At 44.8% G+C, this 16,767-nt stretch carries 14 protein-coding genes and 1 pseudogene; 9 read left to right on the forward strand and 6 right to left on the reverse strand.

Annotated features, from left to right (window positions below; all coding sequences use genetic code 11):
- Window positions 1-149 precede the first annotated feature (149 nt).
- Window positions 150-224, forward strand: a pseudogene (locus tag BTW00_RS13900) (IS1 family transposase); the annotation flags it as partial.
- A gap of 209 nt (window positions 225-433) precedes the next feature.
- On the opposite strand, the gene BTW00_RS02520 reads toward BTW00_RS13900, so the two are convergent.
- The 3 genes from BTW00_RS02520 to lipB all read right to left on the reverse strand — a co-directional run bounded on the left by BTW00_RS02520 (window position 434) and on the right by lipB (window position 2,638).
- Window positions 434-901, reverse strand: coding sequence for a hypothetical protein (locus BTW00_RS02520; RefSeq protein ID WP_075106089.1), 468 nt, complete (start codon window positions 899-901; stop codon window positions 434-436).
- 158 nt (window positions 902-1,059) lie between these two features.
- The gene (locus tag BTW00_RS02525) at window positions 1,060-1,590 is read right to left on the reverse strand and encodes an inorganic diphosphatase (protein ID WP_075106090.1); all 531 of its coding nucleotides are present in this window, start codon (window positions 1,588-1,590) and stop codon (window positions 1,060-1,062) included.
- A 193-nt stretch (window positions 1,591-1,783) separates the two neighbouring features.
- Window positions 1,784-2,638 carry a lipoyl(octanoyl) transferase LipB gene (gene lipB / locus BTW00_RS02530; protein WP_075106091.1) on the reverse strand — a complete coding sequence of 285 codons (855 nt, stop codon included), beginning with the start codon at window positions 2,636-2,638 and terminating at the stop codon, window positions 1,784-1,786.
- Window positions 2,639-3,033: 395 nt separating this feature from the next.
- Here lipB and BTW00_RS02535 point away from each other — a divergent pair, with 395 nt between their 5' ends.
- The 5 genes from BTW00_RS02535 to pncB all read left to right on the forward strand — a co-directional run bounded on the left by BTW00_RS02535 (window position 3,034) and on the right by pncB (window position 11,337).
- Window positions 3,034-4,518, forward strand: a complete 1,485-nt coding sequence (locus tag BTW00_RS02535; RefSeq protein WP_075106092.1) for a coniferyl aldehyde dehydrogenase — start codon at window positions 3,034-3,036, stop codon at window positions 4,516-4,518.
- Between the two features lie 347 nt (window positions 4,519-4,865).
- Window positions 4,866-6,797: a glycine betaine ABC transporter substrate-binding protein gene (locus BTW00_RS02540; protein WP_178379239.1), complete on the forward strand. Its 1,932-nt coding sequence runs from the start codon at window positions 4,866-4,868 to the stop codon at window positions 6,795-6,797.
- Between the two features lie 64 nt (window positions 6,798-6,861).
- Window positions 6,862-7,755: an ATP-binding cassette domain-containing protein gene (locus tag BTW00_RS02545; RefSeq protein ID WP_075106093.1), complete on the forward strand. Its 894-nt coding sequence runs from the start codon at window positions 6,862-6,864 to the stop codon at window positions 7,753-7,755.
- 314 nt (window positions 7,756-8,069) lie between these two features.
- On the forward strand, window positions 8,070-9,815 hold the full coding sequence (msrAB, locus tag BTW00_RS02550) for a bifunctional peptide-methionine (S)-S-oxide reductase MsrA/peptide-methionine (R)-S-oxide reductase MsrB (RefSeq protein ID WP_371915055.1): 1,746 nt from the start codon (window positions 8,070-8,072) through the stop codon (window positions 9,813-9,815).
- A gap of 295 nt (window positions 9,816-10,110) precedes the next feature.
- Entirely contained in the window at window positions 10,111-11,337 is a 1,227-nt protein-coding gene (gene pncB / locus BTW00_RS02555; RefSeq protein ID WP_075106095.1) for a nicotinate phosphoribosyltransferase, read from the forward strand.
- A gap of 1 nt (window position 11,338) precedes the next feature.
- On the opposite strand, the gene xseB is transcribed toward pncB, so the two are convergent.
- The 3 genes from xseB to BTW00_RS02570 all read right to left on the reverse strand — a co-directional run bounded on the left by xseB (window position 11,339) and on the right by BTW00_RS02570 (window position 13,771).
- Window positions 11,339-11,584: an exodeoxyribonuclease VII small subunit gene (xseB, locus tag BTW00_RS02560; protein WP_075106096.1), complete on the reverse strand. Its 246-nt coding sequence runs from the start codon at window positions 11,582-11,584 to the stop codon at window positions 11,339-11,341.
- A 58-nt stretch (window positions 11,585-11,642) separates the two neighbouring features.
- Window positions 11,643-13,175, reverse strand: coding sequence for an exodeoxyribonuclease VII large subunit (xseA, locus tag BTW00_RS02565; protein ID WP_075106216.1), 1,533 nt, complete (start codon window positions 13,173-13,175; stop codon window positions 11,643-11,645).
- A 227-nt stretch (window positions 13,176-13,402) separates the two neighbouring features.
- Window positions 13,403-13,771 (reverse strand): hypothetical protein, encoded by a 369-nt coding sequence (locus tag BTW00_RS02570; RefSeq protein WP_075106097.1) that lies wholly within the window; start codon window positions 13,769-13,771, stop codon window positions 13,403-13,405.
- A gap of 290 nt (window positions 13,772-14,061) precedes the next feature.
- On the opposite strand from BTW00_RS02570, the gene BTW00_RS02575 reads away from it, so the two are divergent.
- The 3 genes from BTW00_RS02575 (at window position 14,062) to BTW00_RS02585 (ending at window position 16,697) form a co-directional block, all read left to right on the forward strand.
- Window positions 14,062-14,712 (forward strand): alpha/beta hydrolase, encoded by a 651-nt coding sequence (locus tag BTW00_RS02575; RefSeq protein ID WP_075106098.1) that lies wholly within the window; start codon window positions 14,062-14,064, stop codon window positions 14,710-14,712.
- A gap of 90 nt (window positions 14,713-14,802) precedes the next feature.
- On the forward strand, window positions 14,803-15,903 hold the full coding sequence (gene zapE / locus BTW00_RS02580; protein WP_075106099.1) for a cell division protein ZapE: 1,101 nt from the start codon (window positions 14,803-14,805) through the stop codon (window positions 15,901-15,903).
- 134 nt (window positions 15,904-16,037) lie between these two features.
- Complete coding sequence (locus BTW00_RS02585; RefSeq protein WP_075106100.1) at window positions 16,038-16,697, forward strand: nitroreductase; 660 nt, start codon at window positions 16,038-16,040, stop codon at window positions 16,695-16,697.
- The last annotated feature ends 70 nt before the right edge of the window (window positions 16,698-16,767 follow it).

A 16,767-nucleotide genomic window follows, 5' to 3' on the forward strand; every position in this document is an offset into this window, starting at 1 on the left:
CTCTAATTTCATTCGGATTAGGTTTTCCTCCGAAGGGCAGTCCATCTTCGATATTTTAAAAGTTGTTTTATTCATAGCTACATTTATCCGGGTGGTGGTTCAAAAAGTAGGCTGGAAAAAAACAGGCTGAGAAATTGATAAATAGTGAAATGCAAATGACACTATACATCAAATGCCCAGCCTGTCTAAGTGACAATATAAAGAAAAATGGTTTCAAAAGCTATACCCCAAGGGAACCAACCATTTAACCCTTCAAACCTATTAACAGACCATTTAAAACAGACCGCTATCATGGAACCACTTATAACAGACTAGCGAAACCAGCAGACCTTGTTAAGCTTTTCTATTGTCCAGCCTGTGAGTAACAATACTCGCAGGCTACAGTATCAGCGATAAACGGTTCTATAAAAAGTATCGCGCTCAAGTACTTTACTTAACCAAACACTCGCCACAATATCCAAAATATACCCATCATCAAGACAGCGATGACGAGTAATCGTTTTAGCCAATAAGGGAGCAAAGGTTTCTTATAACCCAAGTCATTCAGCTGACCATCGACACCATCTTGCAAGCTCTTAAATCCTTGGCTTTGCTTGGTGGTTTTGACACGATTTTTTACCAATGGTCCAGGCCCGTCATCGATCTCTTGCTCTCTATCGAAGCTAATGGCCTGATTGGGGATACCTTGTTTGCTAGCGATGGTATTGAGCTTTTGCTGTTGTTTTACCTTTAGTGCTGTCTCATAGGCATCAATCCTAGTTTTGGCTTCATCCATACTGATGTTTTCGTCTGCCGCCAACGTTTTGATGGCCATTACCAAGTTGTTTTTTTCGACCATCATGATGACGTCTTTTGGCAACTTGGTATTGACCGGCTTTTTGCTAGGGTCGGGGTTAAACATGGCTGTCCTTATTACGGCGTATGCGTGTGAATGAGTAATAGGGTTTATTATAACCATTTTACACAAGCGATATTCAAGCAAAAAAATACCGCGATCACATTGCGATCGCGGTATTTTGGTATTTATCTATGATTAGCATTTATGCCAATTTTAATAAATTATAGGTCTTTCCAGCGTTGGATAGATTCTTTGATGACTTCTTTGGCTTCGCTCACATCACCCCAAGATTCAACCACAGTAGTGCCCGCTTTTTTCAGGTCTTTATAGTGGCTGAAATGGAACTCTAGTTGGTTGATTAACTGCTTTGGTAGGTCTTCTAGGCTGTTGTAAGCATTACCTGTGTCACGGTCGTCAGCAGGTACGACAACGATTTTGTCATCGACTTCGCCATCATCAACAAACTTCATGACACCGATGACTTTGGCCTTTAAAAAGATGCCAGTCGGTAGTGGCTGCTCAGTCAAAATCAATGCATCTAGCTCATCACCATCTTCGTCAAGCGTTTGCGGGATGAAACCATAGTTACATGGCTTAGCAAAAATCTGTGGATCAATACGATCAAGCTCAAATACGGCCAATTCGCGATTCCACTCAATTTTATGGCTGCTACCAGCTGGGATCTCTACTACTACGTTGATGATACCGCCGTCTACGTCGCCTGCGTCCAAAATTTTATTAAAATCTGCCATGAAATACTCCAATTTGCTTTTGTTTTAGAGGTTTGAATGATTGATTTAGCTAGGGATACTGCAAAATTTTTACCGCACCCGATTTGTACTGGGTGCGATTATAACAAGTTTGGTCTAAATTTTCTCTTAATGCTTAAGTCTAAGCGTGCAAGATATTATGCAAAAAAAGATTATGCAAAAATGGACTCAAAACTCACTTTGGCGCTATTGCTCGTAATTCAATCAGTCCAGCATGACGCTTGGCGATATTATCGATAAGTTTTTGAGTAACTATCTTGTAGTTTAATGCGTCGCTGATTTGTTGAGTCGTTTGTGTTTCTGACTCTTTTTGCTCCGAATCTGTCTGCATTGCCACAAAATCAGACAAGCGCAACATCTGCATCCCCGCATAACCGCAAGGATTGATAGCATTAAATGCTGACAAATCACAGTCTAAGTTAATTGCGATACCATGATAGCTAAAGCCATGCTTAATCTTGAAACCCAACGACGCTATTTTTCCAAGCATAATCTTATTATCAGGAGATGGGTCATCTAGCGAGTGGCTATTAGCATTGCTACTGTCATCCGCTACAGTGGGGTCAGAATACATATAAACGCCAGGTGCATCACGGCGGGCATGGGCACTGATATTGTCACGACTAGATGGCGAGCTATGCAGACAGTCATTAACGACGTCTTCGATCGCTTGTTCAGCATGGGAGACCAGATGGCGTACACTCCAGCCCAAACTGTTTAAGTCAAACAACCAGTAAAGTACCAGCTGTCCGTGACCATGCCAAGTTACCTGACCACCGCGGTCGGTCTTGATGATAGGCGTGTCGGTGCGCTGCAATATGTGTTCTTCTTTGCCTGCTTGTCCAAGCGTATAAACATCGTTGTGATCAACGATCCATAACTCATCAGGCGTGCGCAGTCCTTGCTGTTTTTTTAGATCGATACGTTCGAGAGTACGTGACAGCATGGCATCGAGAGTGGGAACATAATCGGCTGCTGACAGAGATTTACTGATCAGCATGTCATTGAGCGGTTGTGTGTCGTTTTGCATGAGCGTGTCTGTCTTATGATTGTCCAGTGTAAAGGCGGAGGATGCCGATGGCTAGTGTAGCAGTTTTGGCAGGTATCGCTCAAAGATTATATGCTATCACGCAGTCTAAAAGACAGTTAAATACTAAGGGTGAAAAGTCATGAAGGATCCATAAAAATATTTATATATCATTGAGTTAGCTGATAGGTAGACAACACTAGTACAGACGCACTAGTCAACCAAAGAAGCTGTTCATTGCGCAGTCAATGCGCTACATTAAAGTTTGATAAGCAAAACCGAATAAAATGTACGGTCAGGGCATATAACGGATGCGCGCGTCTGACTAACAAAGTAACACCATAATTCAATAAACATAGTGACCATGTGACATCATATGAGCACGACAAGGAAGATAAATGACAGATAGCAACCAACACGCCCATGAGCAGGCACCAACCGATGCAGGTTTTGCGCTGCAGCGTATGCCTGAAGCGTTGAGTACCGCAAAAACCATCGATGAGATGAAATCTCAATTCTCACGCCTGCAAACATTGAGCCGTACGCGGCCGATCAATGACTGGGGCACTCGTGAGACTCAGCTAGATAATTTAGAAGTGATGTTGAGCGACAATCAAGAAAGCTTTGCAAAAGCAATCAGCGCAGACTTTGGATATCGTAGCCAATCAGAGACTCAGTTTGCCGAGCTGTTCCCGAGCTTCACTGGTATTAGTCATGCCAAAAAGCACGGCAAAAAATGGATGAAAACGTATCGTGCGCCTATTTCACCTCTATATATGCCCGCTCACAACGAGATTCAGCCGCAGCCATTGGGGGTGGTCGGTATCATGGTGCCTTGGAATTATCCTTTATTTTTGGCAATTGGTCCGATGATTGATGCAATCACCGCGGGCAACCGAATCATGGTCAAAATGAGCGAAGCTGCGCCGCAGTTTGCTCAGACATTTGCTGATGCCATTTCTCGTTATTTTTCGCCAGATATGATCTGTGTGGTACTGGGCGAGGTTGATATTGCTGCTGCCTTTAGTGAGTTACCATTTGACCACTTGCTATACACGGGTTCGACTGCTGTAGGCAAAAAGGTAATGGCTGCCGCTGCGCCTAACTTGACACCAGTGACCCTTGAGCTGGGTGGTAAGTCACCAGTGATTGTATTGGATGATGCCAATCTAGAGTCGGTGGTCAACCGTGTCATGATGGGTAAAACACTAAATGCAGGTCAGACTTGTATTGCCCCAGATTATGTATTGGTTCAACGTCAATATCATGACCAGTTTATTCATTTGGCAAAAGAGTGGATGGCCAAGCACTATCCCAATATCGAAAACAATCCAGACTATTCACGCATTATCAATGGTGAGCAGTTTAAACGGGTCAAGGGTTACCTAGACGCGCTAACAGGTGTTGAGATACACGCACTGACTGCAGTTGAGCCCAATATCGAAACCCGTCTAATGCCACCTGTGATTGTGAGCGAGCCTGCGCCTGATAGCGATCTGATGCAAAACGAGATTTTTGCTCCGATTTTGCCATTGGTGCATTATGAGACATTGGATGATGCGATTTCTTTCGTCAACGCGCGTCCACGTCCATTAGCGCTATATGTCTTTAGCGACAACCACAGCTATATCGAAAATGTGCGCAATCATACCGTCTCTGGTGGTCTATGTATCAATGAAGTGATCATGCATGTCGCCCAGCATGACTTACCGTTTGGTGGGGTCGGTGACTCTGGTACAGGCGCATACCATGGCAAAGCAGGCTTTGAGCGCTTGAGCCATATGAAACCTATCTTTGTACAGACCAAGCTAAATGGTCTCAATTTCTTATTGCCGCCTTATGGTGGACTGTTTAAAAAGGCGATGGCATTGTTTTTGAAATAATTGCTCTATGGGAGTTATTCAAAAATTGATTTTGAACTCTCTTCATTCGATACCTATATCTATGGCATCTATCAAAATAGGTGCTATTTTTTTGTCTAAAAAATTAAGGGTTAGCATTGGGAAAAGATTTATCAATGATAGCGTTTATATCTGCATGGTCTGAGGTTCAATCATTTCAGCAATCGACAAATAAGCATTTGTTATTACTCCTATAAGTCGCTACACTTTGTAGTAAGTCTAAACAACAGTGAATGATTCATAGATGTTGTGAGTCAATATGACATCGTGATGCTCTGTGGTTGTGATACTTCTTTCATGCCAGTACAAAAAGATAAATAGGACAGAACATGCGCCAATGGATTGCATTAAGCTTACTGTGTATGAGCGCGTTGTTGCTGCCTTTATCAGCATCCGCAGCTTGTGAGTCACCGATCAAGTTTGGCGCACTGACGTGGGAGAGCGGACAGTTTACCTCTGGGGTGCTTAAGTACATTACTGAAGAGGGTTACGGTTGTACGGTAGAAGAAGTGCCAGGGGCAGGACCTGCGCTTGAGACCGCATTGTCTCAAAACGATATTCAGATCATCGGTGAGCAGTGGATTGGACGCTCACCAATCATGGAAGATGCCATCGAGCAGAACAAAGTGGCTGTCATTGGCGATACACTCAAAGGCGGCGCAACCCAAGGGTGGTATGTCCCAAAATATGTATTAGAAGAAAACCCAGGGCTACGTCGTTATCAAGACTTGCCCAAATATGCTGATCTATTCAAAGACCCTGAAGATCCGAGCAAATCTCGCTTTATGAACTGTCCTTCTGGCTGGACCTGTGAGATTTTTAATACGCGTCTGTTAAAAAATACGGGGCTTGATAGTATTTTTAACAATGCTCATCCCGGTACGGGCGCTGCGCTCGATGCTGAAATCGCCTCTGCTTTTGAGCAGCACAAGCCGCTATTGTTTTACTACTGGCAGCCTACGGGCCTAATGGCAAAGTATGACTTTGCTGCTTTGGAGTTCCCAGATCACAAAGATGCCTGCTGGCAAGACCTATTACTCGCTGACGGTACATCTGATTGCGTGTCTGGTTTTCCCGTATCGCCGCTAGGTATTGCTGTATCTACTCCATTTATCGAATCTAACCCTGAGCTGGCAGAAGTCTTCAAAAAGATACAGTTTACGCCTGATGAGCTGAACGGCGCTATCTTGGAGATGAGTGAAAATAAACGTAGTGGCGATGAGCAGGCGTTGGTATTTTTGCGTGATAACCCAGACGTTTGGCGCGGTTGGTTGTCTGAGGAAGCTGCTACCAATCTTGCGACTAAGCTCGGCATTAGCTTAAACGGTGCTGCTATCACTGCTGATACAGCTGCCTCTCGTAGTGATCAGTCAGCACTTTCATCTAGCTTCCCTTCATGGTCGCTTGAGACCCCGCTCAACAATGCCTTATCAAGCGTCGTCCAAAACTACGGAGACGTATTTCGCACTATTAGCACGGTGACACTTACGTACTTGCTCTTACCCATTGAGCGATTATTAACGATTATTCCGCCTTGGCTGATTATCGCCTTGGTGGCTGTACTGGCGTGGTTTGGTGTACGCAAGATTTGGTTTGCGTTGGCATGCGGCGCGGGGCTGTTTTTGATTGGTGCTTTTGGGTTATGGGGAGCACTGATTGACACCTTGGCTCTGCTTATCGTATCGGTGCTCGTTACAGTAGTGATTGGTATTCCTATCGGTATTGCCATGTCGGGTAGCAAGCTGCTGCGCAAGATTGTGACGCCAGTACTCGATGTGATGCAGACGATGCCAAGCTTTGTGTATCTCATACCGGTACTGATGCTGTTTGGTATTGGTAAAGTGCCTGCACTTTTTGCAACGGTTATTTATGCGCTGCCACCACTGATTCGCCTGACAACGTTGGGCATTACGCAAGTTAATCATGAAATGGTCGAAGCAGGACGCTCTTTTGGTAGTACGCATTTACAGCTACTCATTTGGATTAAACTGCCACAGGCGTTGCCTAGTATCATGGCTGGTATTAACCAAGCGGTGATGATGTCGCTTGCCATGGTGGTACTGGCGTCGATGATTGGTGCCCCAGGCCTTGGTGAAGATGTATTGCAATCTATCCAAACGCTTAATATCGGGCAAGGCTTACAAGCAGGTACGGCGATCGTTATCGTTGCCATTATCATTGACCGCATTACTCAAGCCTTTGGTCAAGGAAAGCGTGCTCGTCAAAAAACGATCAAAGCAGGCAGGCGTCCGATTGGGTAGAAACTTGTCCAATAGTCAATGAGTAAAGCCAGCATAAAAAATCAAGCAAATAGCGAGAGTCACGATGAATCATATCCAGCTAAAAAATATCAGTAAAATCTATAATGCCAATAGCACGCAAGCCCAGTCTGCAATGGCGTTACTGGCTGAGGGTATGGATAGCGTTGCAGTTAAAGAACAAACCGGCTACTCGGTGGGGCTCTACGATATCAACTTGAATATCAAAGCAGGCGAGCTACATTGCATCATGGGGTTGTCAGGCTCTGGCAAGTCGACCTTGATACGTCATCTCAATCGCTTGATTGATCCAACCAGCGGGGAGATATGGGTTAACACGACGGTCAATACCAAAACGCACGCCAAGGATAATACTCAGGCAAACACTGCGCCAGTAGACGAAAGCTCATCTAACGCTATCAATATTTTAGAACTTAATGATAAACAATTGCAGCACTACCGCCAGCAGACAGTCAGCATGGTTTTTCAGCATTTCGGCTTAGTTCCGCACATGACGGTGATTCAAAACGTCGCTTATGGTCTGCGTGTCCGTAAGATGAGTGTGAGCGAGCGTCATGAGATCGCGCGTTATTGGCTCAATGAAGTGGGGCTGACCAACCTAGAGCACAGTTATCCCGACGAGCTATCAGGCGGGATGCAGCAGCGTGTTGGGCTGGCTCGTGCGCTAGCAACGGACAATCCCATCTTATTGATGGATGAGGCATTCTCTGCGCTTGATCCGCTTATTCGCGCGCAGTTGCAAGATCAATTATTAGAACTACAAGAGCGCCTGAACAAAACCATCGTTTTTATCACCCATGATATCGACGAGGCAGTTAAAGTCGGTCAGCGCATCAGTATTTTAAATGGCGGACGCTTAGTACAGACAGGAACACCAAGCGACTTAAGACACAATCCTGCTGATGACTATGTCGAGCAATTTATGCGTGCCAAAGCTTAATTGGTACTGATGAGGGTGTCAGACACTTCTCTATCAGCACTCTTACTACCCTGTTAAATAAGTGTAGCTATCAACAGCTTACTATTAAAGCAGGCTCCAGTAGCGTTGTATACTATTAAGATGAACTAATGCGTCTCAACAATCAGAATCACTGTCTCTCCACCATTTTTCAAAGTCTTATCTCTTTAACTTGAGTTCCCTCATAATAGAATTTTGAGCTATTTATCGCTCATGGTTGCCAAAACTCGCACCATTCGTAACAAGGACATGTCATGTCATATAAAAACAATCAAAAAAATAGTAATCATGAAGAAATTAAGAAACCTCGCTCACCAAGCTGGCTAAAAAATGTTAGCGCCTTTAGCATGACAACAGTGCTAAGTGCAGGCATATTAGTCGCCTGTGGCCAGATGAGTAATGCAGAAAGCAGCGCAAGCAGTAGTACCAAATCAGGTAGTCAAAATACTGGTGTCACAAGCTCTCGTGACATGTTGCCTTCCGACATGCTCAAACAAATGCAAGCATTGCCGCAGCTAACGAGCGGCTTAGGCGACACAGGTGCGGCAGTGATTGATCCTAATAAGCCAACCTTGGTAAAATTTTGGGCGAGTTGGTGCCCGTTATGCTTGGGAACGTTAAAGGAGACTGAGACATGGCGCACTGATCCTAAATTTTCAGGCTTAAACGTGTTGACAGTCGCCAGCCCCGGTCACCTGAATGAAAAAGCTGATGGTGAGTTTAGTACTTGGTATGCAGGCGTACAAGCTGACTACCCAAACTTGCCTGTCTTGACTGACCCTTCAGGTGAACTTATCAATAAGCTTGGCGTGCAAGTTTATCCAAGCTGGGCTATCCTTGATAAAAATGGCAATCTAGTACACTTGGTAAAAGGTAATATATCAGCAGAGCAAGCCTACGCACTTGCCGAAAATGCAGATAATGGCTTCGCTGAGCTCAAAGCAGGTAACGCTAAACCTGCCAATGCACAAGCATCAGATAACAATAAAATCGAAACCATCAAGCAAAAAGATGGCGTGTATTACAATGAGACCGGCAAACCAATCAACACCCGCTCAATCTACCTTGCAGGGGGCTGTTTTTGGGGCGTTGAAGCTTATATGGAGCGCGTTGATGGCGTCATCGATGCCGTATCAGGTTACGCCAATGGCGATACAGCCAATCCAAGCTACGAGCAAGTCATTCGTGGCTCAGGGCATGTAGAAACCGTAAAAGTTACCTATGATGCCGACAAAACAGACCTCGATACCATCTTAAAATACTATTTCCGAGTGGTTGATCCAACGAGTCTGAACAAGCAAGGCAATGATCGCGGTGTGCAGTATCGCTCAGGTGTGTATTACACTGACAAAGAAGACAAAGCGGTGATTGATGCTGCGCTCAAGCGTGTACAAAGCAAATATGAGCAAAAAGTCGTGGTCGAAAATGAGCCCTTAGATAATTTTTATTTAGCTGAGATGTATCATCAGGATTATCTGGCAAAAAATCCAAATGGCTATTGTCATATTGATTTGAGTCTTGCTGATGATAAGCCTGAAGGGGCAGCTCGCACCAAACTTGCACCAGCTAATACGGTCGCTGAGACGTTAGATCCCAAGCGCTATGCTAAATTTGACAAAGATGCGCTAAAGAATACGTTGACCAAAGCGCAATACAATATCACGCAAGAGGCTGGGACGGAGCGCGCCTTTAGTCATGAATATGATGATTTATTTGCGCCTGGTATTTATGTCGACGTAGTCAGTGGTGAGCCGTTGTTTTTGTCGACAGACAAATACCAGTCAGGATGCGGCTGGCCCAGCTTTACCAAGCCTATTGATATGCAAGTGATTACTCAGCATCAAGATACGGCATTCAATATGGTACGTACTGAGGTGCGCTCGCGCGTAGCAGATTCACATCTGGGTCATGTATTTCCTGATGGTCCAAAAGACCGTGGCGGGCTGCGTTATTGTATCAATGGCGGGGCGCTACAGTTCATCCCAGTCGATGTGATGCCGCAATCGGGCTATGCACCATTGGTAAAACTGGTGAAATCATAGTCGTTTTATTGCCACCTTTGAATAAATAAAAAAGACGTTAAGTTCACTCTTAGCGTCTTTTTTGTACCATGTACTGTTAGATATTCGATGATCATTTTCGCTAGTTGTACGAATTTTGCTGCAATCTCATGCGAACTCTGACATCAATACCAAACTTCGTTATACTGGATGGTTTATGGATGACGCATACTTTATGGGCGTCTATTATCCAGATGTTATTTATTATTCAGACATAAGGTCGCTTGGTTGATTCGGTGACGTTTGTTTCTCATTTCTGCACTTTTAAGGCCATAGCATGACTGCTACTTATTCACCCATTATTACCTCACTGCTTGATAATGATTTGTACAAATTTACGATGTTGCAAGCCATGTTGCATCAATTTCCGCAGACGCATGGGGTCTACCGTTTTCGCTGCCGCAATAATAAAGACACCGCTTATCCACTCGCCAATATCAAAAAAGATCTAGAGCAGCAACTAGACAGCCTGTGTGAACTGCGCTTTTTGCCAGATGAGCTGGACTACCTACGTGGTTTGCGCTTTATGCGCTCAGACTTTGTTGATTATCTTGAGCTATTTAAGCTAAAGCGCCGCTTTATTACCGTCAGTATCGATGAGAAAGGTCGCTTGTCTATCGACATCGAAGGGCCGATGATTCAGGCAATGTTCTTTGAGGTGTTTGTATTGGCTATCGTCAATGAGCTATATTTCAATGCGTTATCTGACGATAGCGTGATTGTAGAAGGACAGCGCCGCCTTGATGAAAAAGTGGCATTGCTGCATCAATATGCGGCAGAGCAGAAAAAAGAAGATCGTAATACGCCGCCGTTTATCGTCGCTGATTTTGGAACGCGTCGACGCTTTAGTAAACGCTGGCAGGCGCATGTGGTGGAGACACTACACAAGGCTGAGCCAAAAATCGTGGGCGGCACATCCAATGTATATCTGGCAAAACAGCTCGGCATGACACCGATAGGCACGATGGCACATGAGTTTATGCAGGCATTTCAGGCATTAGATGTGCGTTTGCGTGATTCACAAAAGGCCGCGCTTGAAGCATGGGTACATGAGTATCGGGGCGATTTGGGTATTGCATTGACAGACGTGGTTGGTATGGATGCGTTCTTGCGCGACTTTGATTTGTATTTTGCCAAGCTCTTCGATGGGCTGCGTCACGATAGTGGCGACCCTTACATCTGGGGTGATAAGGCAGTGGCACATTATGAAAAGCTGAAAATAGATCCAAAGACAAAGATTTTGACTTTCAGTGATGGGCTGGATTTAGAAAAGGCTTGGGAGCTACATCAATACTTCAAAAATCGTATTAGAACCAGCTTTGGCATTGGCACCAATTTGACCAATGACATGGGCATCACACCGATTAATATCGTGCTCAAATTAGTAGAGTGCAATGGTCAGCCAGTGGCCAAGCTGTCTGATAGCCCAGGCAAGACCATGATCAATAATGACACGTATCTTGCCTATCTACGCCAAGTCTTTGAAGTTGATGAGCCTGAATAAACTAACTATCCGTGCTACTAGTAGGTTTTTCTTCGGCGAAGGCCGCATCCAATGCTTGCTGTACAGCATTGATGCGGGTTTCGCAAACGCGATAAGCCGCAATAGATTCTTCAACCGTGGTCATCAGATTATCAATATCAGGCTCGTCTTGTTGCTGTAATTCGGCCGCATTGGTTTTTAAAATATCGTAAGCTGCCTTAAAGGTTTTTGGGGCGGCTTTTTTGCGTCTGCGAGTAGGGGTGGTCATAAAATTTCCTAATTGTTAAAGGTAAGTAGATAAGTAGTTGTTAGATATTATTATATGATTAAATGGGCATGTCTGAGGTTTCAGTCGCTTTCTTGTCGATATTGACATCGATAATCTGCGCTTTTGCATTGCCATCTTTTAAAATGATATTGACAGTTTGCTCAGGAGACAGTTGGGTGCTGGTCGTGAGCGTTTGGTTGTTTTTGGCATCCGTGAGCATGGCATAGCCTTGTTTGAGCACGCGAGACGGGCGATGTAATAGCACAATATCACGTAGATGTTCGCTATCACGCTGTGCTTGTATGACTTGCTGCTGCACGTTTTGCATAATCGATTCTTGATGAGTTTTGCTATTGGTCGCGGCTTTCGTCAGTTGTTGACGTGCCAAGGTTTGCGTTTGTGTATATCGCTCAGCCGTCAGTCTAGCGGCTTGCTTTACTTGACGCTGGGCACTTTGTTGAATGCTGCGCCACGCATAATCACTGTCTTTTCGCAGAGCGGTGAGTTGCCCAATAGTTTGCGATTGTATTTGGCTCAACTGGCGCGTGGTCTGTTGCTCGGCGGTATTGAGTTGGCGCTGAGCGGCTTGCTTGATTTGCGCTTGATATTGTAGTGTCTGAGTGACGAGCTGGGCTAAATGGCTATGGATAGCGGCAATCACTTTTGAGGGCGTATCAAAGCTGGTGTGCGCCACTTCATCTAAAATAACTTTGTCACGCTCATGACCGATACCCACCCAGACAGGCACAGGCTGCTCAGCAACCAACGCTGCCAGCTCATAATCATTAAGATAAGCCAAATCACCAACCGCACCGCCGCCGCGAATAATGACCAATAAATCAGGCAAACGCTGATAAATTTCATAAAACTGCTGCTGAGCACTAACGATGGCTTGGCGTATCTCAGCGGGCGCATGATTGCCCTGAAAAGTCGCATTATGGTAGTGGAAATGACAAGCACCTGTACTGGCTAAGCGATCCGCATCTGCTTGAAAGTCACCCAATCCAGCCGCCTTTTCAGGCGCGATGACCAGCACATGCTCGATATCAAAAGGGGTAGGCAGCTGCTGATTGAGGTGTAATAGCCCTTCGCCTGTTAAGCGATCAACCATTTCTGCATACTGCCGTGCCAAGTCGCCTAGGGTATAGCTGGGATCGATATCCTCAATCGTGATTGAAAAGCCATACTGGGCATGGAATCCTGCCGATACTTTAAGGAGTACGGTCAAGTCACGCTCAAGCGGCATACCCGTTGCGCGCTCAAACTTAGCTAATACACGAGCCGCTTTAAAGCGCCAAAGGTTGCCGCGGCAGCTGGCGACCACTTTGCCATCATCGTCTTTTTCTGCCAATTCAAAGTAATAGTGACCACCTTTGCTCGACAGGTTACGGATTTCAGCTTTGACCCATACCCGGTGGTCAAAGGTCTGTTTGATGACCATTTCAACCGCGGATAAGTAATCACTCAGGCGTAGGACCGTATCCTCTAAATGGTCTTCTTGCTCAGCGAGCTCGGCCTCTAGAGTGGCCAAATCTTTGGCAGGTGCGAGTACTTTGGCCTGTTTGATATTTGAAAGGTTAGGTTTGCGCATGATATAAGACCAAAGATAATGAAAATATAAAGACTGATGAGGATTTGCTGAATACGATAGCGGATAGTTTAACCCAAAAGGGCGCGCACAAAAAGCAAAGCCAACAAGCTTTGATTGATATATCATCCATATCGCGGCTTGTTGGCTATTTCATAAATCACAGTATGTCAGGTGATGCTAGAGAAACGCAAATGGCGTCGCTCATTTAGAGAGTTACTGATAGAGAGTTACTGGCAACGAAAATTGATCTTGTACTCATAATCATCATTGCGTGACAAATCTGGCGTGCCCGTGCCAAAGATTGAGCCAACCACGGAACCCACTTGCCCAACCATACGGCCAGTACGTTCATTTAAGATACCATTATATTTGACATTGTCATCAACGATAATGACTTGTTTGCTTCGACAGGTTTTTTGCGCACTATCAATTGCATTTTGCTGCGCTTTGACTTTGGTATCAGCGATTCCCGTGGTTTCATAAATAGAGTTGGCACGTTGAATCACTGGTGATGATGGCGTGCTTTGACAGGCGCTCAAAGCAAGTGCCGCCACTAACGTTGCCGTCAAACTGGCAGTTTTATTAAAGGTATTCATAAGTAATTCCTAATGTATATAAACAGAACGTCTTAGCGATAGGCAAAGCTTCATGAATGTAGCGTATCTAGATATTACCTGTCTAGACGCTTATTGTGTGCGGTATTACCGCAGTATTGCTTATCCAATCTGTCGTAAACAAAGCGTATCGAAACAAGCAATATGCTCAACTGCTACGAGTCCATTTTGGCCTAAAATAAAACAAGTCGCACCCGTACACAGCAAATCACTTGAAATAAAAATCATATCTAGGATAATTGAGCCATTCATTTTTATTAATAAGTAATACTATGCAATTGATTCCTGCTCCTGCTGGTGTGCTCGAGGTCGACGCACTATGGCAAAATGACAATCCTAACGACCCAAATACAGATACCGTCGCGCTGCTGTGTCATCCCAATCCGTTGTTCGATGGGACAATGAACAATAAAGTGGTCACGACTATGTACCGCTTTGCCCGTGACAATGGTATGCATGTGGTGCGCTTTAATTTTCGCGGTGTTGGCCAATCGACAGGCGAGCATGATTATGCGGAAGGTGAAGTGGTCGATGCAATGACCGTGCTACAATGGATAGCTGAACAAACCAATGCCCGAAAGCTATGGCTGGGCGGTTTTTCTTTTGGTGGTTATGTCACTGCCCGCGTAGCTGAGCAAGTGCTTGAAGCCGCGCATATATGGGGGTTGGATGATTTTGACGTGTCAAAAATCGCGCTTATCGCACCCTCAGTTGAAAAAAACGACAGTACTGATATCGCTTTACCCGCTGATAAAACCTTTGAGATTTATGGTAATGCGGACGAAGTAATCGCGCCTGAAAATATGCAGGCATTTGCAGATCGCTTAGGAGTTGCAGTAAGCGTCGTCGATGGCGCTGGTCACTTTTTTCACGGTCGCTTATCAGAGCTCAAAAAGTTATTAGAAACGCATAGTAATACGTAGTTTTAACCTTAACCGCTAATTCATGTTTTAGGGTAGCACTTAGCCACTCCAATATTTTGATATTTATTTAATCCAACGATGAGTCGTATTATGAGTTTATCTCCATTGCAACGTTACGAGAAAGCCGTCAGTACCGATGAGTTTACTCGGGATGAGCAGCAATTTCAGGCCATGAGCTATCTTGATGAGATATACCATCAGCTCATCAATAGCGCATCGCAAAAGAAAGGATTCTTTGGGTTTTTAAAATCTAAGCCTGCCGCGCCAACTGGATTATATATGTGGGGCGGTGTCGGTCGCGGCAAGACGTGGATGATGGATATGTTTTATGATTCATTGACCATTGAGCGCAAAATGCGTCTGCATTTCCATCATTTTATGCAGCGTGTTCATCAGGAGTTGAATAAGCTTCAAGGCGAGAGTGATCCACTCGAAAAAGTTGCTGACATTATTTATAAAGAAGCGGTCGTTATCTGTTTTGATGAGTTTTTTGTGTCTAACGTCTCTGATGCGATGATTTTGGGTGATTTGTTTACCATGCTGTTTAATCGCGGTATCACTTTGGTTGCCACCTCAAATATTGAGCCGTCTGGTTTATACAAAGATGGTTTGCACCGCGACCGTTTTCTACCAGCCATTGCAGAGGTTGAGAGCCATACGACAGTAATGAATATCGACTCCGGTGTTGATTATCGTCTGCGCGTGCTTCAGCAAGCAGAGTTGTACGAATCACCAATGACCAAAGCCAACCATCACTGGCTCGCCAACCGCTTTGCCAGCTTGTCTAATAATCAAAAAATCAGCAATGACCCGATTACTATCAATGGCCGCGAGATCCCAATCAACGCGCGTACCGAAGATATCTTGTTTTGCGATTTTCGACATCTTTGCATGGCACCGCGCTCGGCATCTGATTTTATTGAACTTGCAAAACAATTCAGCACGGTATTAGTTGATTCAGTACCCGCTTTAGATGATGATTTGCGTGATCCAACGCGCCGTTTTATTTATCTGGTCGATGAGTTTTATGATCGCCGTGTAAAACTGTTGGTACGCGCAGAGCAATCGATTTTGGACTTGTATCAAGGGGAAAAGCTAGCGTTTGAGATTGAGCGTACCCGCTCACGCTTGCTTGAGATGCAGTCAGAAGATTATCTACGCATGGATCACCGTGTCGAAGATGCTGCGTAGTGGATGTTTTTTAAAATGGCATTGCTACAGCTTAAATGTTTTTTAGCATTCGGTGCTTAGTATTTTCAATGACAAGTATCAGATTTAAAAGTAGTTCGTAAAAAGAAATAAATAATAATAAGTAAGGACAGACAATGACGACAACAGATGAAAATAACCAAGCGCCACAGGACAATAAACTGCCCGTTAAAAATGTAGCCACAAATGATGTCTCAGCTAGCAGTGAAGAGCTGATTGGTTGGATTAATTCAAGACGCAGCATGGGCAATTTGGATACACCAGCGCCAACGCGGGATCAAATCGAGTCTGCTATTGGGTGTGCAGCGACAGCGCCCGATCACAAAAAACTGCGTCCATGGCGCTTTATTGTGACCCAAGGGGAGGCACGTCACGAGTTAGGTAATGCTTTGGTAGCCGCAGCAAAAGAAAAAGCGCTCAAAGAGGGCGAAGAGCTGTCTGAGAAAACCATCAAAAAAACCCATACCATGCCGCTCCGAGCGCCTGTTATCATAACGGTCGTGACGCAAATGCAAGAACATAAAAAAGTGCCACCTTTTGAGCAAATGCTAAGTGCAGGTGCTGCTGTGCAAAATTTGATACTGGCACTCAAAGCTCAGGGATTTAGTACGGTGTGGCGTACTGGGCTGTTATGTAATGAGCCTGCGGTAAAAGCTTATTTTGATGTGGGTCTAGATGATTATGTGACCGCTTTTGTTTATACTGGTACTAGTCCAAAAGATGAGTCCAAACGCAAACCTATTGATATCGAGCCGTTAGTACGCTTCGAGTCGTAATTTGACTCAGTGCTGTCTCTTGGTAAAATTATTACCTCAAAAAGACCGCGAGCCCGAGTATCGGAGATAT

It is taken from the genome of Psychrobacter sp. C 20.9 (assembly GCF_001921765.1).
In the GTDB taxonomy this organism is placed as follows: Bacteria; Pseudomonadota; Gammaproteobacteria; order Pseudomonadales; family Moraxellaceae; genus Psychrobacter; species Psychrobacter piscatorii_B.